A 24218-nucleotide genomic window follows, 5' to 3' on the forward strand; every position below is an offset into this window, starting at 1 on the left:
GGCTATAAGACTGCAACTCAAAAGAACGGCGGCACCGATGCTCGTTGACGACAAGATCTTTCTCGGGACCAGCACGCAGCCCGAATATCTCGCGCTCAAATATGGCAATCGCCATGGTCTGGTGACCGGGGCGACCGGCACCGGCAAGACGGTGACGCTGCAGGTTTTGGCCGAGGGATTTTCCGCCGCCGGGGTGCCGGTATTTGCCGCTGACATCAAGGGCGACCTCAGCGGCGTCGGCAAGATGGGCGCGGCGCAAGGCTGGCAGACCCAGCGGGCCGAAGAAATCGGCTTCACCGATTTCAAGGATGACGTGTTCCCGGTGATTTTCTGGGACCTGTTCGGCAAGCAGGGGCATCCGATTCGCGCCACCATTTCGGAAATGGGCGCGCTGCTGCTCAGCCGCATGCTGGAGCTGAATGACACTCAGGAAGGCGTGCTCAACATCGCTTTCAAGGTGGCCGACGACGAAGGTCTGCTGCTGCTCGATCTCAAGGATTTGCGGGCGCTGCTGGTCAATCTGCAAGAGCGGGCCAAGGAAATCTCCACCCGCTACGGCAATGTCACCACCGCCTCCATTGGCGCCATCCAGCGGGCTTTGCTGGTGCTGGAACAGCAGGGCGCGGAGAATTTCTTCGGTGAACGCGCGCTCGAAATCGCCGATCTGATGCGCACTGATCGCGACGGGCGTGGCTTCATCTCGATTCTGGCCGCCGACGAATTGATGCGCGCGCCCCGGCTTTACGCCACCTTCCTGCTCTGGATGCTGAGCGAGCTGTTCGAGGAGCTCCCCGAAGTCGGCGACGTCGACAAGCCCAAGCTGGTGTTCTTTTTTGACGAAGCCCATCTGCTGTTCGATGACGCGCCAAAGGTGCTGATCGACAAGGTGGAGCAGGTGGTCAGGCTGGTGCGCTCCAAGGGCGTCGGCGTCTATTTCGTCACCCAGAACCCGGTCGATATTCCCGAGTCGGTGCTGGCGCAATTGTCCAATCGCGTGCAGCACGCCCTGCGCGCCTATACCCCGCGCGAGCAGAAGGCGGTCAGGGTCGCCGCCGATACCTTCCGCCCCAATCCGGCGTTTTCGACCGCCGAAGTCATCACTCAATTGGGCATTGGCGAGGCGCTGGTCTCGGTGCTTGAGGCCAAGGGCATTCCCTCGATGGTTGGCCGCACATTGATCCGGCCACCCTCGGCACAGGTCGGGCCGATCAGTCCGGCCGAACGCGAATCGATCATCGCCAATTCGCCGGTCGCCGGCCTCTACGACAATCCCATCGACCGCGATTCCGCCTTTGAGGTGTTGGGCCGCCGCACCCGGGACAAGCAGCTGGCCGAAGAACGCGCGCAACAGGATGACGAACGCCTCAAGCGCGAGCGCAGCTATGCTGACGACCGTCCCGCGCCGCGCCCGCGCGCCTCGACCCGCCAGACCCCGACCGAGGCGGCGATGAACTCACTGGCCCGCACTGTCGCCAACCAGTTGGGGAGCGCGCTGGTGCGCGGCATCCTCGGCGGCTTGAAGCGGGGACGATGAGCATGGAAGGCGCCGCCACCGGACACGTCATCGCCGTCTTTGCCTCGGACCGGGGGCCGGGAAATCCCGAGCGCGCCTCGATCATGAGCCAGGCCGGCACCTATTTCGCCAAGCGCGGCGCCCGCATCATCTGCCTCGCGGAAAATGACGTCATCCCGGTGCCGCTGATCACCGCTGCCCGCGCCGCCGGCGGCCATGTGCAGATCATCGCCGATTGCGCCATCGTGCTGCCGCCCGCTTTGGCCGGCGTCACCATGGAAGTGCTCTCCACCAGTGCCGAACGCTCGGCCCGCATCGCCGAACTGGCCGAGGCCTTTGTGGCGCTGCCCGGCTCGCTGGCTTCGGCGACGTCCTTGTTCGGCGCCTGGGGTTCGGCAAAGGCGCAGGGGCGCACCATTCCGGTGATCATGCTCAATCGGCATCGCGCCTATGAAGTGATCCGTGGCTATGCCGCCGACGTGCTGTCGCCCGGTCTGCGCGGCTACGAACGCGCCGTGCAATTCGCCGATACCATCGAAGATTTGTGGGCCCGGCTCAGCCGCCTGATCAGCGAAGCGCGATAGCCAGAAATCTGCAAGAAAACCGCAAGAAAACCACCAGCATGCTGGCAGCAAACCGTCAGCCTGCTGGCTAAATCTTGTAGAGTCTGACGGGCTTGGTGCTGCGGGCGATGACACCCTTGAATTCCAGGTCGAGCTGCACGCCCTTCATCCACCAGCCGGCCTTTTCGCCGCCGGGAAAATGGGTCTGCGACAGGATCGGCGTGATGCGCTCACGCAGCTCGGCCGGGGTGATTCCTGGCGCTTCGCTGGGCAGCACGGCGAGCACTGCTTCCTTCATTGCCATGAACTTGGCGGCATCGACCCGCACCTTATGGTCCGGGGAAACCCCGTTTTCCATCAGATACTTATCGCCGTCGTCCTTGGCCATGGCTTAGCCTTCGAGGCCCGGATGGCGCGGCTTGCGGCGGTCGGGAAACAACGGCACGACGTTGTCGGTATTGCGGCGCGTCGGCACCGGATGCGGCGTCGGCAGCGGCGTGCGGTTGCGCCGGTCCGGCCCGCGATAGCCGCCCAGCAGGCCGACCACGCTGCGATTGCGTAGCCGCGCCTGGATGCGCTGCAGCAAATGGCGCGGCGACATCGGCTTGATGATGACCTCGTCAATCCCGGCGCTGATCGCCTGATGGCGCATCGGCGGGGTGATGGTGCGGGTCAGCGCAATCACCGGAACGTCTTGACTTATAAGGGAATTATTGAGGCGGATGCCTTCGACCATCTCATAGGCCGGGCGACCCTCACGGTCGAAATCGCAGACCAGCATGTCGACCGGCGCCAGGCGCATATAGGCGATCAGGTCGATATCGCTGTCGAACTGCCGCACCTTGAGATGTGAGTCGCCGGCCACCACCATCGCCAAAAGAGACGATAGCGCCGGATTAGCCGCAATGATGGCAACGACCTTGGTCGGCTCGGACACTGGCATCCCCTAATAGTAAACGAACCGTTATCACGGGCCAACGACTCGCAGAAGAGCCGGGTTCCGGAAATGGCTAATTCATGGGGGGAAATAACGTTGCGACCCAAAAAAGCCCGCCAGTGCAGGGCACTAGCGGGCGTCTGTAGTGTTAGAAAAGCCTACTTGGCTTCGTCGAACATCAGCTCGACATGTTCCCAGTTCACCAGATTGTCGAACCAGGCTTCGAGATACTTCGGACGGGCATTGCGGTAGTCGATGTAATAGGAGTGCTCCCACACGTCGACGCCAAGCAGCGGATGGCCGCCATGGACCAGCGGCGATTCGCCATTGGCGGTCTTGGTGACTTCCAGCTTGCCGTTCTTCAGCGACAGCCAGGCCCAGCCCGAACCGAACTGGGTGGTGCCGGCAGCGATGAAATCAGCGCGGAACTTGTCAAAGCCGCCCAGATCCTCATCAATTTTGGCTGCCAGAGCGCCCGGCAGCTTGTTGCCGCCGCCATTGGGCTTCATCCAGTTCCAGAAATGCACGTGATTGTAATGCTGGCCGGCATTGTTGAAGAGCCCGGCATTCTTGCCAAAGGACTCCTTGACGATGTCCTCGAGCGGCAGGATTTCCAGGCCCGAACCTTCCAGCAGCTTTTCGCCATTGGTGACGTAAGCCTGGTGGTGCTTGTCGTGGTGGAACTCAAGCGTTTCCGCCGACATATAGGGGCCCAGCGCATCATAGGCGTAGGGCAGGGGCGGCAGAGTAAACTTGGTGGACATTATGGCCTCCGTTTTGGGATTAGACGCTGAGGAAATTCAGCCCTTGGTATAGGCCGAATGTGACGACACAACAATTACTTGGAGGCGAATGATCCTTCCAAACCGACCGCGTTGAGCGCAAAGGCGTAACACATCGCAGTTTCCTTGAGCCGATCGAAGCGCCCGGAAGCGCCGCCATGACCGGCGTCCATGTTGGTCTTGAGGTATAATGGTGCGGTGCCCGTCTTGGTTGCGCGCAGCTTGGCAACCCACTTGGCCGGCTCCCAATAGGTGACGCGCGGATCGGTCAGCCCGGCCAGCGCAAAAATCGGCGGATAGTCCTGCGCCGCGACCTGCTCATAAGGTGCATAGGCAGCGATACGGGCATAATCCTCGGCCGAAGCCAGCGGATTGCCCCATTCCGGCCATTCGGGCGGGGTCAGCGGCAGGGTTTCATCCAGCATGGTGTTGAGCACGTCGACAAACGGCACCTGCGCCAGCACGCCGGCCCACAGATCCGGCCGCAGATTGGCGATGGCTCCCATCAGCATGCCGCCGGCCGAACCGCCCTGCGCCACGATACGCCCCTTGGACGTAAAGCCTTGTTCGATCAGCATTTCTGCGGCAGCGATGAAGTCGGTGAACGTGTTTGACTTGTGCTCGCGGCGACCCTGCACATACCAGCGATAGCCCTTTTCCATGCCACCACGGATATGGGCGGTGGCATAGACAAAGCCGCGATCGACCAGCGACAGCGCCGAGATGGAGAAGGCCGCCGGCATCGACATGCCATAGGCGCCATAGCCGTAAAGCAGCGCCGGAGCGGAGCCGTCGAGCTTGGTGCCCTTGCGATACAGCACAGTGACCGGCACCAATTCGCCATCGGAAGCGGTGGCGAACAGCCGGCGCGTCTCGTAATCGTCCGGGTTATGGCCCGAGGGCACTTCCTGCTCCTTGAGCAGGCTGCGCGTGCCGGTATTGAGGTCGACATCATAGGTGCGCGACGGGGTGGTGGGCGACGAATAGGTCAGCCGGAACACCGAGGTATCGAATTCGTAGCCGACCGACATGCCCAGCGCATAGGCTTCCTCGTCAAACCGCACCGTCTCTTCGGCATTGCTGCGCAGATCGCGCACGACGATGCGCGGTAGACCCTCAAAGCGCTCCAACCGCAGCAGATGGTTCTCGATCACCACGGTATCGAGGATCAGCACGCCTTGCTGATGGGCCACGAGATCGACCCAGTTTGCGGCACCCGGATTGTCGACCGGCGCGGTGACGATCTTGAAGTCCTCGGCACCATCGGCATTGGTGCGGATATAGAGCACGCCATGGCGCTCATCGATGTCGTATTCGCGATCGGTCAGGCGCGGCGCCACAAGACGGGGTTCGCCGCCCAGCTCGGCATCGATCAACCAGCATTCCGAGGTCTGGTGATCATGCGCGTCGATGACGATGAACTTGTCCGACAGCGTGCGGCCAACGCCGACGAAAAAGCCGGGATCGGCTTCCTCGAAGATGATCTTGTCATTGGCCTGATCGGTGCCGATGACGTGCAGCCGCACCCGGTAGGGGCGGTGGTTGTCGTCATACTCGGTGTAGTAGATCGCCTTGGAATCATTGGTCCAGACATAGGAGCCGGCGGTCTCGGTGATGATTTCGGCACTGTCTTCGCCGGTGTCGAGATCGCGGATGACGATGTCATAATATTCCGAGCCGGCGCGGTCGGCGGCCCAGGCGAGATAACGATGCGAGCGGTCATGCTCGGCGCCGGCAAAGCCGAAATAGCTGTCACCAGCCTCGATATTGCAATCCAGCAGCACGGTTTCGGGGCCACCATCACGCGCGGTGCGGACGATCTGCGGGTACTGCTTGCCTTCAAGCATCCGCGAATTATAGGCGAAGGGGCCATCGGGCGAGGCGATACCGCTATCGTCTTCTTTTATGCGGCCACGAATTTCCTTGTAGATGGTGTCCTGCAGCGCGGCGGTCGGTTCGCCGAATTCAGCGTTGAAATAGGCGTTCTCGGCGTCGAGATAGGCGCGAATTTCCCCGTCCAGCGTTTCGGGCTTCTGCATCACCTCCTGCCAATTATCCGCGCGCAGCCAATGATATGGGTCGTTACGCGCGATATTGTGGAACGTGACGGCGTGGGGCTTGCGGGCGGCGACGGGTGGGGTGGCTTTGGTCATGGGGCGGGTCCAGCTGCGGCAGGTCCATTCACATAGGCGCGCCGGCAAATGAAAGAAAGGGTTGGGCGCCGGGAAGGTGTTTTCCCCACAACTCGGACTTTGTGGGCCGTTTTGACTTGTTGCAGGATGATCAATGAGTAAGGTCTTGCCGCACGCGGGCCCGAAGAGTCGGTCGGCGGGGGTATTTTCGGTTGGGGCCTGGAATGGATGCAAGCATAGCGCTCGTGGCGATTGTGCCATTTGTTGCCGCTGTGCTGGCGCCGCTGGTGCATCGGCTGACCAAGCCTTTTGCCGGTTGGGTGCTGGCGCTGGTTCCTGCCGGAATTTTTCTGTTTCTGCTGAGTTTGATCGATCCGGTGCTGGCCAATGGCTCGGTCGCCGCGCGCATTGGCTGGGTGCCCGCCTATGATCTCAACCTGTCCTTCTTCGTCGACGGGCTGAGCCTCACCTTCGCGCTGACCATTTCCGGCATCGGCACGCTGATCGTGCTCTATTCGGGGGCCTATCTTAAAGGCCACCCGCAGTTGGGCCGCTTCCTGGCTTTCCTGCTCGCCTTTATGGGGGCGATGCTGGGCCTTGTGCTGTCAGACAACATGCTGGCGTTGTTCATGTTTTGGGAGCTGACCTCGGTCACTTCCTTCCTGCTGATCGGCTTTGATCACACCCGACAGGCGGCGCGTCGCGGGGCGATCCAGGCGCTGGTGATCACCAATATTGGCGGCATGGCCCTGCTTGCGGGCGCGGTGCTGGTGCATCAGCTGACCGGCGTGTGGGAGCTGAGCGCGCTGGACGACACCGTGCGCAATGGCGGGTTCTACGGCTTGGTGCTGGGCCTGTTCCTGCTCGCCGCCTTCACTAAATCGGCACAACTGCCATTCCATGTCTGGCTACCCAACGCCATGGAAGCGCCGACGCCGGTTTCGGCGTTCCTGCATTCGGCGACCATGGTGCAGGCCGGGGTTTATCTGCTGGCACGCACCACCCCATGGCTGGGCGGCACGCCGGCCTGGACCACTATTCTGGTGTGCTTCGGCGGCGCGACTTTGCTGTGGGGCGCGCTGGGTGCACTGCGCCAGACCGATCTCAAGCAGATGCTGGCCCAGACCACCGTGGCGTCGTTGGGTCTGTCGGTGCTGCTGCTCGGGCTAGGGACACCGGCCGCGATTGCCGCCGTGGTGCTCTATTTCGTGGCGCATGCGCTGTATAAGGCCGGGCTGTTCATGGTGGTCGGCGCTGTCGACCATGAGGCCGGGACGCGCGACATCACCATATTGGGCGGGCTGGCCGACAAGATGCCGCTGACCTTCATCGGCGCGGCGCTGGGCGCGCTGGCGATGATCGGCCTGCCGTTGACCCTGGGCTATTTCGCCAAGGAAGAAATGTATCTGGGCCTCATGAGCTGGCATTGGCCGGATGTGGCCGTGTTGCTGGTGCTGCTGGCCGGCAATGGCCTGCTGGCGGGCGTCGCCATGTTGATCCTGGTCAAACCCTTCCTCGGCCCCGTGCTGCCGACGCCGAAGCCGGCCCATGAAGCCCCGCTCGCCATGCTGGTCGGGCCGATTCTGCTCGGCGGTATGGGCATTGTCGCGGCGGTGATGACCGATTGGCTGGGGCAGACCCTGCTGGCGCCTACCGCCTCGGCGATTGCCGGACAAGCAGTGGAAAGCCATCTGTCGCTGGCGATCAACCCCACCAGCCCGCTGCTGTGGCTGTCCATCGCCACCTGGGGCCTGGGTGTGCTGGTCTATCGGCAGGCGGCGGCGTTGCGCACCGTGCTGCGGCGCTTCGAGGCTTGGCTGGGCTGGACGGCCGACACGGTATTCGACGCGCTGATGTTCGGGCTGATCCGCTTTTCCGGTGCGGTGACGCGCATGCTGCATCACGGGCGGCTGGAGATTTATCTCGTGGTGGTGTTCAGCGCGCTGGCGCTGGCGCTGATCCTGCCGCTGCTGTTGCTCCGCGGCTACGACGTGCTGTTGCCGATCGCTGAACTGGGCGATTGGTCGGCCAAGCTACGCTGGCCCGAGCTACGGCTCTACGAGTGGGGCGTGGTCGCGCTGGCGCTGATCGGGCTGGGCGCGGTGCTGATGGCGCGCAGCCGGCTGGTGGCCATCATGGCGCTGGGCATTCAGGGCACGGCGGTGGCGCTGATTTTCCTGCTGTTCGGCGCGCCCGATCTGGCCTTCACCCAGTTCATGGTCGAAGTGCTGTCGGTGGTGATCCTGGCGCTGGTGATGACGCGGCTGCGGCTCGATGAGCGCGATCCTCGCCCGTGGGAAGATCTGGCGCGCGACGGCACGCTGGCGCTGGTCTGCGGCGCGGGCGTCAGCCTGCTGCTGATGGTGGTACTGTCGGGCACGCTCGATACGCGCCTGTCCGACCTGTTCGCCGCCACCAGCGTGCCCATCGCCCACGGCTCCAATATCGTCAACGTCATCCTGGTGGACTATCGCGGCTTTGATACGCTGGGCGAGATTTCCGTGGTGATGGCGGCGGGCATCGCCATCACGGCGCTGTTGCGCCGGCGCAAGGTGAAGCCATGAATACCGTCATCTTCCGCACCATGGCGCCGCTGATCGTCGCCATCATGCTGGTGTTTTCCATCTATGTCTGTCTGCGCGGCCACAATGAGCCGGGCGGCGGCTTCATCGGCGGGCTGATCGCCGCGTCCTCCATCGCCGTCCTCGGCATGGCGCTGGGCGCTGCGGAGGCGCGGCGGGCGCTCAAGGTTGATCCGCTGACCATTGCCGGCTTCGGCGTGTTCATTGCGGCTCTGTCGGGGCTGCTGTCGCTGTTCACCGGTTCGCCCTTCATGACCAGCATCTGGCTCTATCTCGAACTGGGCGAGGCCGTCGTGCCGCTGTCGACGCCGATGGTGTTCGATATCGGGGTGTATCTCGTGGTGTTCGGCACCATTGCGGCGATTGCGCTGGGGCTCGAAGGCGACGGCGGGGAGGCCAAGTAATGGATTATGTACTGGCGGCCCTGGTGGGCTGTTTCATCGCGCTGGGCATTTACCTGCTGCTGTCGCGCTCGGTGATCCGCATGCTGCTCGGCCTGACCATCTTCGGCAACGGCGTCAATCTGCTGATCTTCACCGCCGGACGGCTGACGCGCGAAGCCGCGCCGATTGTTCCGGCAGGGCTGGCGCAGCCGGCCGGCCCGATTGCCAATCCGCTGCCGCAGGCGCTGATCCTGACCGCCATCGTCATCGGCTTTGCCATGTTCAGCTTCCTGCTGGTGTTGGCCTTCCGCGCCTATCAGAGCCTCGATGCCGACAACACCGACGCCATGCGCGTCGCTGAGCCGGTGAACGAGCCCAACCCGCCGCTGAGTTATTGAGATGGAAGAACTGGTGCTGCCACCGGCGATGATCGACACGGTAACCGCTGCCGCCGACTGGGTGGTGGTACTGCCGCTGGCGCTGTCGCTGCTGGGCGCCGCCATGGCGCTGATGCTGCGCAAGGCGGGCGGGCTGACCTTCATGCTGGCGGTGCTGATCGTCCTCGCGGTCATGGCCTGCGAAGTGAACCTGCTGGTCCGCGTCGTCGAAAGCGGCCCGCTGAGCATGACCATGGGAAAATGGCTGCCGCCTTTCGGCATCAGCTTTGCCGCCGATATCTTTGGCGCCGGTTTCGCGCTGGCGGCATCGGTGGTGACCCTGGTGGTGCTGGTCTATGCGCAGGGCGAACGCGGCCTGAGCGACGGTGGCGATGGCTTCCACGCGCTGGTGCTGCTGCTGCTGGCCGGTGTCACCGGCTCGTTCCTCACGGGCGATCTGTTCAATCTCTATGTCTGGTTCGAGGTGATGCTGATTGCCTCCTTCGGGCTCATGGTGCTGGGCGGCAAGCCGATCCAGCTCGATGGCGCGGTGAAATATGGCTTCATCAATTTCCTCGCCACCACCTTTTTCCTGCTGGCGCTCGGCCTGCTCTATGGCCTGATCGGCACGCTCAATATGGCCGACATCATGCGCGTGGCGCCCTCGGCCAATCCCGCCGCCATGGCCGGGGTGGCGGCGCTGCTGCTCTTGGCCTTCGGCATGAAGGCGGCGGCCTTCCCGGTCAATGCCTGGCTGCCGGCGGCCTATCACACCCCGCCAGCGGTGATTTCGGCGCTGTTTGCCGGCCTGCTGACCAAGGTGGGCATTTACGCGCTGATGCGGGCGCTGGTGGTGCTGCTGCCGGCCAGTCGGGACCTGCTGGAGCCGGTGCTGGTCACCATCGCCATCGGCACGCTGCTGATCGCGCCGCTGGGCGCCATCGCCGAAACCAATCTGCGGCGCGCTGTCGGCTTCATGCTGATCGGCGGCGTTGGCGCGGTGCTGGCCGGTATCGCCATTCCCTCGCTGGCCGGGGTGAGCGGGGCCGGGCTCTATGTGTTCCACGCCATTCTGACGATGACGGCCTTCTATCTGGTGGCGGGCCTTGTTGAACGTCTGACCGGTGAAACTGATTCCCGGCGCATGGGCGGGATTTATGCGGCCAGCGCGCCGCTCTCCATTCTGTTCTTCATCATGGTGATGGCGACGGCCGGCGTACCGCCCTTTCTCGGCTTCTGGCCCAAACTGCTGCTGGTGCAGGCGGCCTTGGCTGAGGCCGGCTGGGTTGGTGGGCTGATGACCTTGGCGCTGCTGGTCAATGCCGTGCTGACGCTGATCGCCGGCGCCCGGCTCTGGGCGCATATCTTCTGGCGTGCTGTGCCCGATGGCGTAAGCGCACCGCCGGCGCTGCTGCGCTCCGAAGCCTGGCTGCGCTTCGGCGCCACCGGCGCGCTGGTGACCATTGTCGTCGCCGCCGGGCTATGGCCGAACGGGCTGTTTGAGGCGCTGAATGCCGGCGCACCCGACCTGCTGGATCCGGCGCGCTACGTCACTGCTATCGGGCTGGCTGGAGGCACGCCATGAAACCGATCACGCTTATTCTTGTCCTGGCGCTGGCCTGGGGTGGCATTACCGGCAATTTCAGCGGGTTGAACCTGCTGCTGGGCGCTGCCATTGCCGCCGTAGCAATATTTCCGCTGCGCAATATCGTGGCGCCACCGAAAACCCTGCGGCGACTCGGCCGCATCGTTGCGCTGGCGGTGCTGTTTCTCCGCGAGCTGGCGATCAGCGCCGTGCGCGTGGCCATCGTGGTGTTGACCCCCAATCTCAAGGCGGCCCTGCGCCCGGCCATCATCGCCTTCCCGCTGAGCGTGAAATCCGATGCCGAGATTACCCTGCTGGCCAATCTCATTACGCTGACCCCCGGCACGCTGAGCGTCGATGTCAGCGAGGATCGCAGTGTGCTCTACGTCCACGCCCTGACGCTCGACACGCGCGAGGCCCTGATCGCCGATATTGCCGGTGGTTTCGAAGCCAAGGTGCAGGAGGTCTTTGCATGACACCGGCAGATGCATTGTCACTGGCGACGCTGATCGCCTTGCTGTTGTTGGGATTGGCGTTGCTGATCTCGGTGGTGCGGATCATTCTCGGGCCAACCCTGGCCGACCGGGTGCTGGCGCTGGACCTGCTGACGGTGGTGGCTATGGGCTTTGTCGGCACCATCGCCATTCGCACCGGGCTCTATCTCTATCTCGATATTGCCATCGCGCTGGCGCTGCTGGGGTTCCTCTCCACCGTCGCCCTGGCGCGCTATATCCTGTCGCGCGCCACACCATCGTCGGGTGACACGCCATGATTGCTGATATTGCCATCTATGCCGGATGCCTGATCCTGCTGCTGGGGGCGGTCTTCAGCCTGCTGGCGGCTATCGGCGTACTACGACTGCCCGATCTCTATACTCGCATGCATGCCGCCTCCAAGGCCGGGGCAGTCGGGGGCGGGCTGGTAATGCTGGCCGTGGCGCTGATGTGCTTCGACTTTGGCATAGCGTTACGGGCGATAATCGGTTTCGTCTTCCTTTTGCTCACAACGCCAGTCTCGGCGCACCTGCTGGCAAGAGCAAATTATCGCGCCACTGATCAATTACCCGTCAATACGGTCGTTGATGAACTAAAGTCTAAAAGAAGCCGAAATCTCGGCGCATGAATTGCCATATTGGTAACATGTTAATTGCAGCCCGTCGGGTTGCGGACGACACTAAACAGTCATAATAATCTATCGTGGTCGTGACTGCCCTCGTCATGGCCCGAAAAGAATGCGAAAGGTTGAAATATGAGTGACACCGCCGGCTCGACGACCGGTTACGAGCACGATCTTATCGAGCTCAGCACCGAAATCGTCTCAGCCTATGTCAGCCACAACTCTGTGAGCGTTACCGATCTGCCCAAGCTGATCGCTGAGGTTCATGGTGCTTTGCGTGGTCTGCAGTCTAACGAGGTTGCCGTTCCTGTCGAGGAACTGAAACCCGCAGTACCGATCCGCAAGTCTGTTTCCGCCGACTTCATCATTTGCCTCGAAGACGGCAAGAAGTTCAAGTCGCTGAAGCGTCACCTGCGTACGCATTACAATCTGTCGCCGGAAGAATACCGCGAGAAGTGGGGCCTGCCCACGGATTATCCTATGGTCGCGCCCAGCTATTCGGCAACGCGCTCCAAATTGGCCAAGGATAATGGGCTCGGCCGCAAGGCTGCTGCCTGATCCAGGCACTACACGACGAAACGTCGCGTCCATCTGGACCCCGGCGACAACGAGGTTCAAACGGCCGCTCCCAAGAGCGGCCGTTTGAATTTGTAGTTCGCACTTATCCCCGTCTGGCTTTCCCTGTCGCAGTATGTAGGAATAAATTCCGTCATGCGATGAGGCATGCCAATGCACGACGCCCACACCTGCTTCTCCAAGCGCCGCTCCGCTGCTGGGCGCCCCAGCGCGCAACGCGCCTGCGATGATGTCATCGCTCTGGTAGCGCGCCAGAAAAACGTGCCTATTCGGCTGCTTACCCACAAAAGCCGCAGCCGCTTGCCGGCCGCGCGGGCCCGCCAGTTGGCCATGTATCTATCTCATGTCGTGCTCGGGCGCAGCCTGACCGAGATTGGCGAGGCTTTTGGCCGGGATAGGACAACTGTCTCATATGCCTGTGCCTTGATCGAAGATATGCGCGATGATCCGCGCTTTGATGCCGAGGTGGAGGGGCTCGAGCACCAGATCGAAGCCGGCATGGAGGAGATCCGCCATGCCGCGTAAGCTCAGGGACGACGAGGCGGTGCTGTCTCGGCTGGCGACGGGGCGGGAGCAGGGCGATACCGGCTTTCTGGCGGCGCACCATCTGGCAGCGGCTGCGCGCCTCGAACGGCTGATCCAGCGGGCGCAACTCGCGCCGCGTGTCACCATGTCATATGATCCGACGCGACTTGGCGGCCGTAGCGGCGGCGCGAATGGCGTGGAAAGCGCCAGCGACGGCGCTGCCCAGGCGCGGCTCGCGCTTAGCAAGCTGGCCGGCATGTTGCCCGCCGATTGCTGGGGCGTGCTGTTCGATGTTTACGGCCTGGGTAAGGGCCTGCAACTGATCGAGACGGAGCGGCGCTGGCCGCGACGCAGCGCCAAGCTGGTGCTGCGCATCGGGCTTGAGCAATTGGCCGCCCAATTTGGTCTGTCAGCACAGGCGAGGGGCAAGGGTAGTGGGACGACGCAGGGCTGGCTTGAGGCCCGCTTGCCGCTGATCGCAGAGAACAGTCCTTAACTATGCAATGATCCGTAATAATCGGCGCGTGACCAGGCGTGGTAGAAAACGCCATGCGGCAGAAGTTCATCTCCATCCAGTATTTGCGCGGCCTGGCGGCCATTTTCGTGCTGGCGTCGCATGCGTTGCTCTATCCGATCGTCGAACACCATATCGGCTATGGCCGGCTGGGATGGCTCGGCGTCATCCTGTTCTTCGTCATTTCGGGCTTCATCATGGTCGCGGTGACCGGGGAAGGGCGCTTTTCGGCGGGTGATTTCCTGCGTCGCCGCGTCATCCGCATCGTTCCGATGTATTGGGGCGCCACCCTGATCGCCGCCGCATTGGCGCTGCTGGCGCCGCAGCTGTTCAAGACCACGGTCTATGACACCGGCCAACTGCTGCTGTCGCTGCTGTTTATCCCGTTTTACAACCCGGTGAGCGAAGGCCTCCACCCGCTCTACAAACTGGGTTGGACGCTGAACTACGAAGTCTTTTTCTATGTCTGTTTCGCGCTGCTGGCATTTTTTGGCGCTGGCGCGCGGGTGCTGTGGCTGACGATCGCGTTCACCGCACTGGCGGTGACGGGCGCGCTGCTGCAGCCCGAGCCGGCCATTCCCCAATTTTACACCAGCTTCATGCCACTGGCTTTTGTGCCGGGGCCTGGTTGGGCCTGGCGACTCTCCGCGACCGCATCGGCACGCTGCCGCGTTTGGCGCTCTATGCGGCGCTAATTTTGGGATTGGCCGGGCTGATCGAAGGCTTCGCCGTGGATCGCGGGGTGATGGAGGACGGCCTGGCCTTTGCCGGCTTTGTGCTGTTCGCCTCGGCGCTGGTGCTGCTGGGAATCCACTTTGAGCCGCGGCTGCCACGCGTGGCCATTCTCGAACGGATCGGCGACGCGTCCTATTCGATCTATCTGGTCCACATCTATGAGGTGGCGATTCTGGCGGGGCTGGCCTTCAAGCTGCTGGACCCGGCCGATCTGTGGGCTGACTATTTCGTCGCCGCCGTATCGATTGCCGGGGGCACCATCGCCGGCTTGCTGCTGTATCGTTTCGTCGAGCAGCCGGCCTTGCGCTATTTCAGCGCCTTGCTCGGCGCACGGCGTCCAGCGCCGGTGGCACAGGCGGCCGAATAGGCTACAGCAACTCGGCGGCTTCCCGCCTGATGCGGTTGACCATGGCGACAAGGCCATTGGAGCGCTGCATGCCCAGATGCTCGCTCAGGCCGATATTCTTGAACCAGGCAACAGCATCGGTTTTGGCGATCTCCGCGGCCGGTCGGCCGGAATAGAGCGCGATGAGGACCGCCACCAGGCCCTTGGTGATGATGGCATCCGACTGACCGCGGAAGGTCATGATGGGAGCCCCGTCAGAGCGGTCCGCGCTGGACACCAGCCAGACATTTGACACGCAACCCTTGACCTTATTGTCGGCGGTCTTGTCGGTTTCCTGCATCTGCGGAAGGGCCTGGCCAAGCTCGATGACGTAATTCAGTCGGTCCTCCCAATCGTCAAGAAAGGAAAGATTGTCGGCAATGTCCTGGAAGGCTTGGGGTTCGCTCATAAGCGGATATCTAGTCAAAGCAGGGCGGCTTTACCAGAGCGGCGTGTGCCGCTCTGGTGGTTTATGGCCTAGGCCATGACCGCGTGGTTGGCCCGGCCGATGCGCGTACGCGTCGGCGTCTGGGCAGCCCGACGATTGCGGGCGCGGCGAGCGCGTGAGCGCTTGATATCGCCCTTGCGAGGCAACGGGAAATCGGGGCTGCGATACAGCGCCGCAAGTTCGTCGCGCTCAAAAGAGGCGTCGCCGATCAGGAGCTTGGCGCCGCGAAGGCTCACAGGAGCGGCTTCTTCGAGGGCAAAGCGGATAGCTTGGGCTGCAGTAGCAAAAGAGCGAGCACCCTGCGCAGCTGCAGTGTGCCAGTCGCTGCCGAGGTAAAGCTCGGCGCGAGCGTGAAAGTCTGGGTATGTCATTGTTTCTCTATTGGCCCGGGCAAATGCGCGGGGCCTTATCTGCGCCTCGGCCTGTTGGCCTTGAGGCGGTTGCCAGGCCCGCCGATGGCGGGCCCGGCACGTCGTTTACTGAACGAGCGTCAGGTTCGTGGCCGAAGCCTTGCCGTCACGGCCGGTCTCGAGCTCATAGGTGACCTTGTCACCTTCGTAGAGCCCGTTGAGGCCGGAGCGCTCGACGGCGGACACATGGACGAAAGCGTCCTTGCTGCCGTCTTCAGGCGAAATAAAACCGAAGCCCTTGGTGGAATTGAAGAATTTTACGGTGCCGGTGATCATGGATAGTCTCTCTTAGGTAGTGCCCTGGCATAGCCAGAAAGCATCATTGCTGCCCGACACATGCCGGGCAGGGATAAACGCTCTCAAAAACAGGGGGGTATCTAAGACCGGCAAGCCGGGGGGTCAGGTAGCCATGTAGCTCAAACGTATGACGGACATATAGGTGCTGTTGGTGGCGATAGCAAGGCAGGACGAATCAGTGGCGATTTTGGCCGCCTGCACAAAGGAAAAAGCCGCAAGCACGGGGCAGCGTGCTTGCGGCAGGGCCAGGGTCGCTGGAGTGCGTCGCTTGGGGAAGTGACGCGACCGCTGGGTTTCGTTCGGAGGCCGAGCCTCCTGTTATCCCGCCCAGTCCGGCCGGGGCCGGGGAATGGGGGCCGAATTGTTCGCCGGCTGCACATGCATGGGGAGACCGACGGACGGGGAGGCCTGCAGTGCTGCCGCCACAATGGCCTTGCCGCCGGCGCACTGGAAATTGTCGCATTCGATGCTCTGGATCTGTTCGGCAACGACGCGGCTGCCGGCTTCCATCGCCTGCGCCGACAGCGCGCTGGCGTCGGGCAAGTCGATGCCGGGCTTGATCACCATATAGGCGAGTGTCAGCCAGAAAACGGAGCGAACCACTACGAACATTGCTTTATCCAGAACCTGTGTCGCAGACCTGCCTCGGCCTGCATGACCCAGATTAAGCAGCCCCCGTTAAGCCGGATTGGGGCATTTCGATAAAATTTTACACAAATACCACCGACCGCCATCGCGAGCAGGGCAACGCCTTGTTTACTCTAACCCGTGAAAGGCCCGGTACAGAGCCGCCGCAGGCCGGCCACAGCCGCAGATTTAAGCTCGCCTTCAACTCTTGGACGGCAGGGTAGGGGCAACAAGACCTGAAACCCATTCAGGCGTTCTGGAGCACCAGGCTCCATAACTGCTGGCGTCGTGATAGTGAGTAATGCGTATGCGTAGCCTGTTCTCTTTCAGCGCAAGCAAAGAGATGTCCCTGGCCGTTGCCGGGGGCGGTCACCGGCCGGAAATGCTGCGCCGCAAGACGCTCGCCAATAATTCCCGCATCCTGATTCTGCTCGGCGCGCTGTGCATGCCGCTTGCTGTCTATTGGCTGGTGACCGGTAGCCCGGTGCCGTTTGCCATCGCGGCAATCGGGCTGGCAGCTGGCATGACCACGCTGGCACTGCATCAGCGTCAGCTGTTCGAGCAGGCCGCAGCCGGGCAGGTCTATGCCATGCTGGTCATGGGCTGCATTCTGACGCTGGCCGACAGCCGGCTGGGCGATGCCGGGCTGGCCATCGCCGTGCTGGCGCCGATCATGGCGTCCTTGCTCGGCCGTCAGCAATTGCGGCGCCAGAGCTGGGTTATGTTTGCCGGCGTGCTGGCACTGGCCTGCATCACCGCCGCCTTTGGCGTGCCGGCCATTCCGGTGGACGCATCTGTGCTGCTGGGCACTGCCGGCGCGGCTTTTATTGGCTGCGCGGGTGTGGTGGTCCACAGCGGCAACCGCATCAATGCGGGCTATGAAGTCTATGACAAGGCCCAGATGACGGCCTATCGCCACCTGATCGAGCATGTGCAAGACGGCGTTATCCGCTTTTCCAGCGACGGAGAAATCCTGCTGGCTTCGCGCTCGTCCGAGCAGCTGTTCGGCTGCCGTCGCTATGAATTGTCGGGTGGCGGGCTGGGCGAGCGCCTGCATGTGCTGGACCGCCCTGCCTATTTGACGGCGTTTGCCGATGCCAATCAGGGTGGGCAGTCGCGGATCATCGAGGTGCGGATGCGCCAGGACGATGCCCGCGCCGCGACCGCTGTGCCGCATTTCATCTGGGTGGAAATCAGCTTTTCGCCGGTGCTTGATGCGGAGACCGCCGGACAGCGGCATGAGGTGGTGGCGCTGTTCCGCGACATCACTAGTCGCAAGGATAACGAGATCGCCATGAGCGAGGCGCGCCGCGCCGCCGAGGAGGCCTCCAATGCCAAATCGCGCTTCCTGGCCACCATCGGTCACGAATTGCGCACCCCGCTCAACGCCGTGGTCGGCTTTTCCGAAATGATGACCAGCGGCATCGGCGGCGAATTGTCGACGACCCATCGGGAATATGCCGGCCTGATCCATCAGAGCGGCAAGCATTTGATCGAAGTGGTACGGATGCTGCTCGATATGTCCAAGATCGAAGCCGGCAAGTTTGAACTGCAGACTGAGCCCTTCGTGGTCGAGACCATGATCGAGCCCTGCTTCAGCATGGTCGAGGCCATGGCGCAGAAGCAGCAGGTGTCGCTGGTGACCGATATCGCCAGCCAGCTGCCGATGCTGGTCGCCGATGAGCGCGCCTGCCGGCAGATTTTGCTCAACCTGTTGTCCAATGCCGTCAAGTTCAGCCAGCCGGGCGGCCGGGTGACGGTGAGCCTCAAGCGGCAGGGCCAGAACCTCAATCTGTCGGTCAGCGACCACGGCGTCGGCATGGCGCCCGAATCACTGAGCCGGATCGGCGAGCCGTTCTTCCAGGCTCAGGACGGGTTGGCGCGCCGCTATGAGGGCACCGGGCTCGGTCTGTCCATCGTCAAGGGTTTGGTGGACTTGCATCAGGGCACGCTGCGGGCCATGTCTGAAATTGGAGCGGGGACAACCGTGACTGTTTTGCTTCCTATAAACGGTCCGGCAATAAAGACCGGCGAGACTGCGTCCATCACTCCACTCCGTAAAGAGCCGCCCGCCGCTCCGACATATTCATGGCAAGACGAAAAAAGAAAAGCGCAATGACGGCAACCACCTTCTCTCGCCTGCCCCTCGCGGCGGGCAGCGCCGTTGCGGCCACGCTCGGCCGCGCAGGACTTTGGACCATGGCGCAGTATATGCGCGCGCCACTGGCCTCGACGGGCCTGCTGGCCATGGTCACGCTGACCGCGCTGGCGGCCAGCAACGCCCTGTATTTCCAGACCGAACGCCACCCCTCGCCATTCTTCGCCCCGGCGATGGATGTGCCGGTGGCGGTGATCCAGCCCCAGCTGGCGCCCGAGCCGATGCCGGCGCCGATGCGCCAGGCTGCGACGCCGGTCGTTCAGGAAACCACCGGCAGCGTTGCGCCAAGGGCACTTCCCGATGCGCCCGTCGGCAACCCCGATGCCTTCGCGGTACAAAAGAAGCTGTTCGAGCTCGGCATATTCAACGGCACCGTCGATGGCTTTTACGGTCCGATGACCGCCAACGCGATTCGCCTGTTCGAGACCCGCAATGGCATGGCGCCGACGGGTGCGCTCAGCCGCGATGTGATCGACGCCATCATGCGCGCCGATGCGTCGGGCCGGGTGCCTGTGGCCCAGCAAGCGCCGGTAGCGCCAGCGCCCGTGCAGCAGGTCGCCGTGGTACAGCCGGCGCCGCAGCCGGATCGTGTCGTGGCGCGCCTGCCCGATTTGTCGCCCGTCGATCAGGCGGTGGACACCATCGGCAATGCCGCCGCCCAGACCATTGATTCTATCGTTGCTGCCGTTGATGGTGGCCGAGGCACCGCGCCCACGGCTCAGCAGATCCCGGCGCTTCCCTTGATGGCAACGCCCAGCCCGCAGCCCATGCCGGCTCCGGTGCAGGTGGCGTCACTTGAGCCGATGAGTGCGCCGCGACCGGTAACGGCGGTGCAGCCCGAAGCGGTGCCCGCCCAGATGCTGGCGGCGACCAATGTCGCGCCGGCCAATAACATGCAGCTGGTCAGCTCGATCCAGAGCGGACTGGCCAGCCTCGGCTTCTATCACGGCTCGATCGATGGCCATCCGGGCGACGCCACGGCGCGGGCCATCCGCGAGTTCGAGAATTTCCATAGCTACAGGGTGACCGGACAGGTGAAGCCTGATCTGGTGGGTCTGTTGCGGCAGGCCGGCGCGGATATCTAGTGAGTTCGCTCCGCAGCGATTTGTGGTGCGGCGTCTTCGTGCGGCGCCACAATGATCTGGGCAATATGTGCGTGGTGTCGCGCCGTGGCGACCCGATCGCCGGGCAGGTGTTTATCGAGGTCGATCACCTCGATGGCACGCGCTCGCTATTCATGCCGGCCCCGATGGCGAGCCGCCGAGAAGATGCCAGCCTGATGTTCCAGCGCCGTTTCAGCCATGCCGCGGCACATGACGTCAGGGACCGCATTGCCCGCGAGATCGAGTTCGACCCCGATCTGTGGGTGCTGAGCCTTGATCTGCGCGGCGATGATCCGGGGATCGAAGTGGTTTCCCCGTAAGCCGCTAGCTCGCCCGGCGGGCGCCGATGCGGGCGAGGGCTTCGATGGCCTGATCGACGATTGGATTATGCGCCGGAGCCAGCGAGGCGGCCGGTGTGCGGCGGCTGGTGTCGATGAAAGGCCTGTATTCGGCCTTGTTCAGCTCGAGCAAATTCACCTCGCCGCGCCAAGCGCTCATCAGATAAGCCATTGATTCTGGCGTCACATTGCCGAACAGCGTCGCGAAATCGGCCAGCGTGCGCGAGCGTTCACTGTCGTGGCTGGTGGCGTGGATCAGCACCTTGAGCCCGTCATAGGCAGTGCAGCCAAAGGCGCGCAGGATGACGAACAGCGAAGCGCCGGTAACGTCATGGGCGATCTGGCCGCAGCGGACTTCATCTAGCCCGGTAATCTGCGACAGCAGGCGGGTGACTTCCGGGCGGCGGTTCTCGGAGAACAGCTTCATCAGCGCCTGGGTCAGTTCGGCATTGGCCACCGACAGCTGCTCGATGGTCTTGCGGATCGGCGCCACCGGGGTTTCGCGATGGGCAAAAGCCTGGATGACCTTGACCCGGTCGGCATCGGACAGATCGAAGAAGGCCGGCGCGAGCAGGGCGGTATCGAAGTCGCTGCGCTGGGCCAGCGCCTCGGCGACCATGTGATCCATCTGAGCGGAACGGGCTAGCGCGCTGAGGTAAGCGCCGCGTGGCACGATGGCCGTATTGGCCGCCAGGGCCCGGTAAACCTTGCGGGAATTCATCTGGAACAGCTTGGCCAGCACCACATTGGTGAGGTCGGCGCGGGCCGCGATGGTGGCTGCAGCCGGCACATCGTAGCGGGCGATGATGTCGAGCATGGTCGGCTCGGACAATTCCGTGGCCCCGGCCAGGAAGGTGTTGAGGTCCTCACCGATATTGTCGACCACCAGCTGTTCCAGCGGTGCCGACAGCATTTCGGCGCGGCCAAGAATGGCAGCGCCCTTGGCGCGAGCCTGGGCGCCGGCAATCGGGAATAGCCGGCCGGCCAGAGCTTCGAACTGTTCCATTTCGGGAGGGGTCGGTTTGCCGCGCCGCGCATAGGCGTCGCAGGCCGCGATCAGCAGAGTATTCGTCCGGTCGACGCCGCCCGTCTCGATAAGCAGTTGAAACGTCTCGTAAGGCTGAAAACCAAGCATGTCTCGGGGACCGTCTAAGCTGAATCGCATCACATTTGATGTGCTTCCACTCTTGCCGCTAATTCGTTAGCAGACTGTTAACCTTGACGATCTCTTAATGCGGACATCGGCGGGAGGGCGAGGGGCGTCGCACCGGCCGATGGAAAACACGAACCGTGGCCTCCAATGGGAATGGGGGAGCGAGCAAATTGGAGGCTGGCTTGGGAAAGCTCGTCAAATTCGATCAGTGGCCGAAAGCCACCAAAATTGGGCCGCAACAGCCCGGTGACGCCCAGATATTGATGTTTACTGGGGTGCGCTATGAGCGCCAGACGCCGCCGCCACCTAGCAAGCGGCTTAATTCGACGCGGAACAAGCAGACGCGTGGATAAGATTATTCGTTGGGCTGGCGTCGTGGCGCTGGTGACAGTGCTGGCTGCCTGCTCGAGCGCGCGACCGGTCGGCGATTTCGGCCGCGCCGCGCCCAGCTATATTCATGACGTGTCGATGCCCGCGACCGGCGAGCGCAATGCGCGCAATCGCAAGGAGCCGGTGTCACAATTCAACCAGACCGATCAGGAAACCGAGATGCATGACCGCGTCTGGCGCTTCCTCGTCGCGGCGCATGCCAAGGACTGGCAATTTGACAGCGCGGTTGAACTGCAGCGCACCCGGATTTCGCCGCCCCGGGACGGGGCCTTTACCGCCGACCGCTATTACGCCTGGCTGCAGCGCACCGAATATCAGTCGTCGCGCACGCGCTATTCGACGGTGGGTCGCCATATCAGCGCCGATATCGAGACACTGCCGACCACTTTTGCCGCTATCTGCGCCGTGGTCGAGATCGACCGGCAGCGCGCCATTGCCTATGACGGGTTGCGCAATGGTCTGCCGCCGACCACCGGTGACAATCTTGCCGCACGAAAATATGAGAATGATGCCTTCATCGCCTGGTTTGTGCGCGCTCTGAATTATCGCTATCAAAGCTATGACTACGCGCTCGACAGCCTGCTGGTCGAAACCCCGCATGAGCAATCGCTGGCGGTGGATGATGCGCTGCGGCGGCTATCGGGCTTTGTCAGCCGCGCCAATAGCCGGGATTTCTGCGCCAATGCTGGCGCCAACCGACCCGGCACTGGTCTGGTTATCCCATCGCGCTTTCAAAAAATCGGCGACACGGAAATCGTGCTGCCCAAATAATGGACTTGGCTACGACGTGAATACGCCCATCAAACATTGGTCGATTGTTGAATATCTGCATGAGACCGTGCGCAATCCCAACATTCATATACGCGGCCAGAACAGCTATTACAGCAATGCCTGGACCGGCTCGTTCGAAGACAGCGTGGTGCGCTATCACTATGGCGACGCCTTCAGCCTTGGCCGCTGGGAGCCGCGCTGGGAGATCGACCAGCTGCATATCGGCGACTATGTCTGCATCGGTGCCGAAGCGGTGATCCTGATGGGGGGCAACCATACCCATCGCATGGACTGGTTCAGCCTCTATCCTTTCGCTGAAACCATCGTCGAATCCTATGTTGGCAAGGGTGATACGGTGATTGGTGACGGCGCCTGGATCGGCATGCGCGCCATGATCATGCCCGGCGTCAACATCGGCGAGGGCGCCGTGATCGCCTCGGGCGCCATCGTCACCAAGGATGTCGCGCCCTATATGATCGTCGCCGGGAACCCCGCCGTGCCGCTGCGCCAGCGCTTCGCCGCCGCCAGTGTCGAGACGCTGCTGGGGCTGGGCATCTACCGATGGGAACGCGCCAAGTTCGAAGCGCTGCGGCCCTTGCTGAGCGCAGATGATCTGGATGCGCTGGTGGCCGCCGCAGCCGCCTACGACGCGGGCCTCTGACTTAGCCCCGCGTACCGCAAGTCACTTTTGCCAATTCCTGCTCGAAACGCTGGCGCATCGCCTGGTGCGGCGGGGCGAGCCGAACCAGGATCAGCAGCTTGTTGCTGGCGGCCTCAACCACCAGCAGGCCCTCGGCAATGTCGAGTTCCTGCTGGGCCAGCAGGCGGGTCTGGGCGGCGTTGAAAATGCCCAGTTCCAGCGTCTGGCCGATGCCGTCGCGATTGGTGGTCGAATAGGTGACGATGCCGGACTGGTTGAACAGCGCCACCGACCAGAAAGCGTCCGGTAGCACACCGCTGACATAGGCCGGGCCATTGGCGAGATCGACACGGCACAGGCCATAGACCAGCGCCGGATCGAGCCCGAGCGGATTGGGGTCGCCGGCCGCAACCGGCGGCAGGATAACCACGCGGTTATCGGCCTCGATCTCCGCCACACGGGTCCATACCGATTGCTCGGCCAGAGCGGGCAGCGTGAGGATGACGACGATGTGGATAATTCCACCCAGCACCACGCCACCCAGCAGCCACATCAACAAGCGGATCATTCGCAATCCCCCCGGATGATCACGGGCATCGAAGCATCGCTGGAAAAGCCGGAGAAGGCGGCGGTGTCGTAGAGGGTCAGCACCAGCTTGAACGGGCCGTCGCCGGTCAGCTCCAGCCAGTTCTGCGGCTGCAGGCGGGTGCCGAGATTGATAAGGATGGAACCATCATTGGCCCGGGCGATGCTGCTGCTGCGGATGGCGGGGGCGGCATCGGGCGCGGCGATATTGACGCCCGCCTCATCCAGCGCCACCAGCGTCCAGAAATTGGCGAGCGGCGTCTTGCCATCGACGCGATAGCTGCAGTCGCGCGTCAGTGGCTGGCCGCTGCTATCGCTGCTGGCGGTAAATTGCAGGCCCTCGGCCTGGCCAAGTTCGAGCGCCGCAGTACGAGCCAAATGGCCGCGCGTATAGGGATTGGGCGCGGCGGCGCCGACATCGGGCCAGGCAGCCCACGGCCCGACCTGCGCCACGCCGAACAGCCGGCCATCGGTGAGCGCATAGTAGCTGAGGCCGAACCCGACGCTCAGCGCCACGGCGATCATCAGCAGCAGATGGAATACGAAGCGCACGGTTCAGCGGCTCGGAGATGCAATAGTCGGCATGGGCGAAA

General features: G+C 62.9%; 29 protein-coding genes and 1 pseudogene. 19 read left to right on the top strand and 11 right to left on the bottom strand.

Annotated elements, in window-relative coordinates:
- The first annotated feature begins 37 nt into the window (after positions 1-37).
- Both ACX3OW_RS13700 and ACX3OW_RS13705 read left to right on the top strand, forming a co-directional pair.
- Entirely contained in the window at positions 38-1534 is a 1497-nt protein-coding gene (locus ACX3OW_RS13700; RefSeq protein WP_459096347.1) for a helicase HerA-like domain-containing protein, read from the top strand.
- Positions 1531-2097 (top strand): LOG family protein, encoded by a 567-nt coding sequence (locus ACX3OW_RS13705; protein WP_459096348.1) that lies wholly within the window; start codon positions 1531-1533, stop codon positions 2095-2097. Before ACX3OW_RS13700 ends, ACX3OW_RS13705 begins: the two co-directional genes overlap by 4 nt.
- Positions 2098-2164: 67 nt before the next feature.
- Here the strand turns inward: ACX3OW_RS13705 and ACX3OW_RS13710 are convergent, their stop codons facing one another.
- The 4 genes from ACX3OW_RS13710 to ACX3OW_RS13725 all read right to left on the bottom strand — a co-directional run bounded on the left by ACX3OW_RS13710 (position 2165) and on the right by ACX3OW_RS13725 (position 5948).
- Entirely contained in the window at positions 2165-2464 is a 300-nt protein-coding gene (locus ACX3OW_RS13710; protein ID WP_459096349.1) for a DUF6958 family protein, read from the bottom strand.
- Positions 2465-2467: 3 nt separating this feature from the next.
- Positions 2468-3013: a response regulator gene (locus tag ACX3OW_RS13715; RefSeq protein WP_459096350.1), complete on the bottom strand. Its 546-nt coding sequence runs from the start codon at positions 3011-3013 to the stop codon at positions 2468-2470.
- Positions 3014-3171: 158 nt separating this feature from the next.
- Positions 3172-3777, bottom strand: coding sequence for a superoxide dismutase (locus ACX3OW_RS13720; protein WP_459096351.1), 606 nt, complete (start codon positions 3775-3777; stop codon positions 3172-3174).
- 74 nt (positions 3778-3851) lie between these two features.
- A complete protein-coding gene (locus ACX3OW_RS13725; protein ID WP_459096352.1) occupies positions 3852-5948 on the bottom strand; it encodes a S9 family peptidase in 2097 nt (698 codons plus the stop codon).
- Positions 5949-6151: 203 nt separating this feature from the next.
- Between ACX3OW_RS13725 and mbhE the strand changes: the two genes are divergently transcribed.
- From mbhE to ACX3OW_RS13785, 12 genes and pseudogenes are all read left to right on the top strand, one after another.
- Positions 6152-8491 carry a hydrogen gas-evolving membrane-bound hydrogenase subunit E gene (mbhE, locus tag ACX3OW_RS13730; protein ID WP_459096353.1) on the top strand — a complete coding sequence of 780 codons (2340 nt, stop codon included), beginning with the start codon at positions 6152-6154 and terminating at the stop codon, positions 8489-8491.
- A complete protein-coding gene (locus ACX3OW_RS13735) occupies positions 8488-8913 on the top strand; it encodes an MnhB domain-containing protein (RefSeq protein WP_459096354.1) in 426 nt (141 codons plus the stop codon). Before mbhE ends, ACX3OW_RS13735 begins: the two co-directional genes overlap by 4 nt.
- The gene (locus ACX3OW_RS13740) at positions 8913-9290 is read left to right on the top strand and encodes a Na+/H+ antiporter subunit C (protein ID WP_459096355.1); all 378 of its coding nucleotides are present in this window, start codon (positions 8913-8915) and stop codon (positions 9288-9290) included. Before ACX3OW_RS13735 ends, ACX3OW_RS13740 begins: the two co-directional genes overlap by 1 nt.
- Before the next feature lies 1 nt (position 9291).
- Positions 9292-10854, top strand: coding sequence for a proton-conducting transporter transmembrane domain-containing protein (locus ACX3OW_RS13745; RefSeq protein ID WP_459096356.1), 1563 nt, complete (start codon positions 9292-9294; stop codon positions 10852-10854).
- Complete coding sequence (locus ACX3OW_RS13750) at positions 10851-11330, top strand: Na+/H+ antiporter subunit E (RefSeq protein WP_459096357.1); 480 nt, start codon at positions 10851-10853, stop codon at positions 11328-11330. Before ACX3OW_RS13745 ends, ACX3OW_RS13750 begins: the two co-directional genes overlap by 4 nt.
- Positions 11327-11623, top strand: a pseudogene (locus tag ACX3OW_RS13755) (cation:proton antiporter); the annotation flags it as partial. The gene ACX3OW_RS13750 and the pseudogene ACX3OW_RS13755, both read left to right, overlap by 4 nt.
- Positions 11623-11976 (top strand): monovalent cation/H(+) antiporter subunit G, encoded by a 354-nt coding sequence (gene mnhG / locus ACX3OW_RS13760; protein ID WP_459096358.1) that lies wholly within the window; start codon positions 11623-11625, stop codon positions 11974-11976. The pseudogene ACX3OW_RS13755 and the gene mnhG, both read left to right, overlap by 1 nt.
- A 126-nt stretch (positions 11977-12102) precedes the next feature.
- On the top strand, positions 12103-12528 hold the full coding sequence (locus ACX3OW_RS13765; RefSeq protein WP_459096359.1) for a Ros/MucR family transcriptional regulator: 426 nt from the start codon (positions 12103-12105) through the stop codon (positions 12526-12528).
- A 171-nt stretch (positions 12529-12699) separates the two neighbouring features.
- The gene (locus ACX3OW_RS13770; protein ID WP_459096360.1) at positions 12700-13071 is read left to right on the top strand and encodes a helix-turn-helix domain-containing protein; all 372 of its coding nucleotides are present in this window, start codon (positions 12700-12702) and stop codon (positions 13069-13071) included.
- A complete protein-coding gene (locus ACX3OW_RS13775; protein ID WP_459096361.1) occupies positions 13061-13567 on the top strand; it encodes a DUF6456 domain-containing protein in 507 nt (168 codons plus the stop codon). Before ACX3OW_RS13770 ends, ACX3OW_RS13775 begins: the two co-directional genes overlap by 11 nt.
- Positions 13568-13620: 53 nt before the next feature.
- Positions 13621-14280: an acyltransferase family protein gene (locus ACX3OW_RS13780; protein WP_459096362.1), complete on the top strand. Its 660-nt coding sequence runs from the start codon at positions 13621-13623 to the stop codon at positions 14278-14280.
- Positions 14214-14687, top strand: a complete 474-nt coding sequence (locus ACX3OW_RS13785) for an acyltransferase family protein (RefSeq protein ID WP_459096363.1) — start codon at positions 14214-14216, stop codon at positions 14685-14687. The genes ACX3OW_RS13780 and ACX3OW_RS13785 overlap by 67 nt, the downstream gene beginning before the upstream one ends.
- Before the next feature lies 1 nt (position 14688).
- Here ACX3OW_RS13785 and ACX3OW_RS13790 read toward each other — a convergent pair whose 3' ends face one another.
- The 4 genes from ACX3OW_RS13790 to ACX3OW_RS13805 form a co-directional block, all read right to left on the bottom strand.
- Positions 14689-15114 carry a SufE family protein gene (locus ACX3OW_RS13790; RefSeq protein WP_459096364.1) on the bottom strand — a complete coding sequence of 142 codons (426 nt, stop codon included), beginning with the start codon at positions 15112-15114 and terminating at the stop codon, positions 14689-14691.
- A 68-nt stretch (positions 15115-15182) separates the two neighbouring features.
- Positions 15183-15524 carry a hypothetical protein gene (locus tag ACX3OW_RS13795; RefSeq protein WP_459096365.1) on the bottom strand — a complete coding sequence of 114 codons (342 nt, stop codon included), beginning with the start codon at positions 15522-15524 and terminating at the stop codon, positions 15183-15185.
- A 105-nt stretch (positions 15525-15629) separates the two neighbouring features.
- Entirely contained in the window at positions 15630-15839 is a 210-nt protein-coding gene (locus ACX3OW_RS13800; protein WP_459096366.1) for a cold-shock protein, read from the bottom strand.
- Between the two features lie 339 nt (positions 15840-16178).
- Positions 16179-16472 carry a hypothetical protein gene (locus tag ACX3OW_RS13805; protein ID WP_459096367.1) on the bottom strand — a complete coding sequence of 98 codons (294 nt, stop codon included), beginning with the start codon at positions 16470-16472 and terminating at the stop codon, positions 16179-16181.
- Positions 16473-16830: 358 nt separating this feature from the next.
- Here ACX3OW_RS13805 and ACX3OW_RS13810 point away from each other — a divergent pair, with 358 nt between their 5' ends.
- The 3 genes from ACX3OW_RS13810 to ACX3OW_RS13820 are packed head-to-tail and all read left to right on the top strand — an operon-like array spanning position 16831 to position 20068.
- A complete protein-coding gene (locus ACX3OW_RS13810) occupies positions 16831-18606 on the top strand; it encodes a PAS domain-containing sensor histidine kinase (protein ID WP_459096368.1) in 1776 nt (591 codons plus the stop codon).
- On the top strand, positions 18603-19730 hold the full coding sequence (locus ACX3OW_RS13815) for a peptidoglycan-binding domain-containing protein (protein ID WP_459096369.1): 1128 nt from the start codon (positions 18603-18605) through the stop codon (positions 19728-19730). Before ACX3OW_RS13810 ends, ACX3OW_RS13815 begins: the two co-directional genes overlap by 4 nt.
- Complete coding sequence (locus ACX3OW_RS13820) at positions 19730-20068, top strand: DUF1491 family protein (RefSeq protein WP_459096370.1); 339 nt, start codon at positions 19730-19732, stop codon at positions 20066-20068. Before ACX3OW_RS13815 ends, ACX3OW_RS13820 begins: the two co-directional genes overlap by 1 nt.
- Before the next feature lie 4 nt (positions 20069-20072).
- Here the strand turns inward: ACX3OW_RS13820 and ACX3OW_RS13825 are convergent, their stop codons facing one another.
- Positions 20073-21221 carry a DUF2336 domain-containing protein gene (locus ACX3OW_RS13825; RefSeq protein ID WP_459096371.1) on the bottom strand — a complete coding sequence of 383 codons (1149 nt, stop codon included), beginning with the start codon at positions 21219-21221 and terminating at the stop codon, positions 20073-20075.
- Between the two features lie 363 nt (positions 21222-21584).
- On the opposite strand from ACX3OW_RS13825, the gene ACX3OW_RS13830 reads away from it, so the two are divergent.
- Both ACX3OW_RS13830 and ACX3OW_RS13835 read left to right on the top strand, forming a co-directional pair.
- Positions 21585-22400: a hypothetical protein gene (locus ACX3OW_RS13830; protein ID WP_459096372.1), complete on the top strand. Its 816-nt coding sequence runs from the start codon at positions 21585-21587 to the stop codon at positions 22398-22400.
- 16 nt (positions 22401-22416) lie between these two features.
- Entirely contained in the window at positions 22417-23061 is a 645-nt protein-coding gene (locus ACX3OW_RS13835) for a CatB-related O-acetyltransferase (RefSeq protein WP_459096373.1), read from the top strand.
- 1 nt (position 23062) lies between these two features.
- Here the strand turns inward: ACX3OW_RS13835 and ACX3OW_RS13840 are convergent, their stop codons facing one another.
- Complete coding sequence (locus ACX3OW_RS13840; protein ID WP_459096374.1) at positions 23063-23608, bottom strand: DUF1254 domain-containing protein; 546 nt, start codon at positions 23606-23608, stop codon at positions 23063-23065.
- Positions 23605-24177 (bottom strand): DUF1214 domain-containing protein, encoded by a 573-nt coding sequence (locus tag ACX3OW_RS13845; protein WP_459096375.1) that lies wholly within the window; start codon positions 24175-24177, stop codon positions 23605-23607. Before ACX3OW_RS13845 ends, ACX3OW_RS13840 begins: the two co-directional genes overlap by 4 nt.
- Between the last annotated feature and the right edge of the window lie 41 nt (positions 24178-24218).

The organism is Devosia sp. A449 (genome assembly GCF_054489375.1).

What these genes read in the sequence shown, in the direction of transcription:
- ACX3OW_RS13800 (WP_459096366.1), bottom strand. Translation starts at nt 15,839, where the DNA reads ATGATCACCGGCACCGTAAAATTCTTCAATTCCACCAAGGGCTTCGGT.
- ACX3OW_RS13740 (WP_459096355.1), top strand. Translation starts at nt 8,913, where the DNA reads ATGGATTATGTACTGGCGGCCCTGGTGGGCTGTTTCATCGCGCTGGGC.
- ACX3OW_RS13840 (WP_459096374.1), bottom strand. Translation starts at nt 23,608, where the DNA reads ATGATCCGCTTGTTGATGTGGCTGCTGGGTGGCGTGGTGCTGGGTGGA.
- ACX3OW_RS13765 (WP_459096359.1), top strand. Translation starts at nt 12,103, where the DNA reads ATGAGTGACACCGCCGGCTCGACGACCGGTTACGAGCACGATCTTATC.
- ACX3OW_RS13790 (WP_459096364.1), bottom strand. Translation starts at nt 15,114, where the DNA reads ATGAGCGAACCCCAAGCCTTCCAGGACATTGCCGACAATCTTTCCTTT.
- ACX3OW_RS13815 (WP_459096369.1), top strand. Translation starts at nt 18,603, where the DNA reads ATGACGGCAACCACCTTCTCTCGCCTGCCCCTCGCGGCGGGCAGCGCC.
- ACX3OW_RS13745 (WP_459096356.1), top strand. Translation starts at nt 9,292, where the DNA reads ATGGAAGAACTGGTGCTGCCACCGGCGATGATCGACACGGTAACCGCT.
- ACX3OW_RS13780 (WP_459096362.1), top strand. Translation starts at nt 13,621, where the DNA reads ATGCGGCAGAAGTTCATCTCCATCCAGTATTTGCGCGGCCTGGCGGCC.
- ACX3OW_RS13775 (WP_459096361.1), top strand. Translation starts at nt 13,061, where the DNA reads ATGCCGCGTAAGCTCAGGGACGACGAGGCGGTGCTGTCTCGGCTGGCG.
- ACX3OW_RS13750 (WP_459096357.1), top strand. Translation starts at nt 10,851, where the DNA reads ATGAAACCGATCACGCTTATTCTTGTCCTGGCGCTGGCCTGGGGTGGC.
- ACX3OW_RS13725 (WP_459096352.1), bottom strand. Translation starts at nt 5,948, where the DNA reads ATGACCAAAGCCACCCCACCCGTCGCCGCCCGCAAGCCCCACGCCGTC.
- ACX3OW_RS13735 (WP_459096354.1), top strand. Translation starts at nt 8,488, where the DNA reads ATGAATACCGTCATCTTCCGCACCATGGCGCCGCTGATCGTCGCCATC.
- ACX3OW_RS13795 (WP_459096365.1), bottom strand. Translation starts at nt 15,524, where the DNA reads ATGACATACCCAGACTTTCACGCTCGCGCCGAGCTTTACCTCGGCAGC.
- ACX3OW_RS13705 (WP_459096348.1), top strand. Translation starts at nt 1,531, where the DNA reads ATGAGCATGGAAGGCGCCGCCACCGGACACGTCATCGCCGTCTTTGCC.
- mnhG (WP_459096358.1), top strand. Translation starts at nt 11,623, where the DNA reads ATGATTGCTGATATTGCCATCTATGCCGGATGCCTGATCCTGCTGCTG.
- ACX3OW_RS13700 (WP_459096347.1), top strand. Translation starts at nt 38, where the DNA reads ATGCTCGTTGACGACAAGATCTTTCTCGGGACCAGCACGCAGCCCGAA.
- ACX3OW_RS13770 (WP_459096360.1), top strand. Translation starts at nt 12,700, where the DNA reads ATGCACGACGCCCACACCTGCTTCTCCAAGCGCCGCTCCGCTGCTGGG.
- ACX3OW_RS13720 (WP_459096351.1), bottom strand. Translation starts at nt 3,777, where the DNA reads ATGTCCACCAAGTTTACTCTGCCGCCCCTGCCCTACGCCTATGATGCG.
- ACX3OW_RS13825 (WP_459096371.1), bottom strand. Translation starts at nt 21,221, where the DNA reads ATGCTTGGTTTTCAGCCTTACGAGACGTTTCAACTGCTTATCGAGACG.
- ACX3OW_RS13710 (WP_459096349.1), bottom strand. Translation starts at nt 2,464, where the DNA reads ATGGCCAAGGACGACGGCGATAAGTATCTGATGGAAAACGGGGTTTCC.
- ACX3OW_RS13805 (WP_459096367.1), bottom strand. Translation starts at nt 16,472, where the DNA reads ATGTTCGTAGTGGTTCGCTCCGTTTTCTGGCTGACACTCGCCTATATG.
- ACX3OW_RS13810 (WP_459096368.1), top strand. Translation starts at nt 16,831, where the DNA reads ATGTCCCTGGCCGTTGCCGGGGGCGGTCACCGGCCGGAAATGCTGCGC.
- mbhE (WP_459096353.1), top strand. Translation starts at nt 6,152, where the DNA reads ATGGATGCAAGCATAGCGCTCGTGGCGATTGTGCCATTTGTTGCCGCT.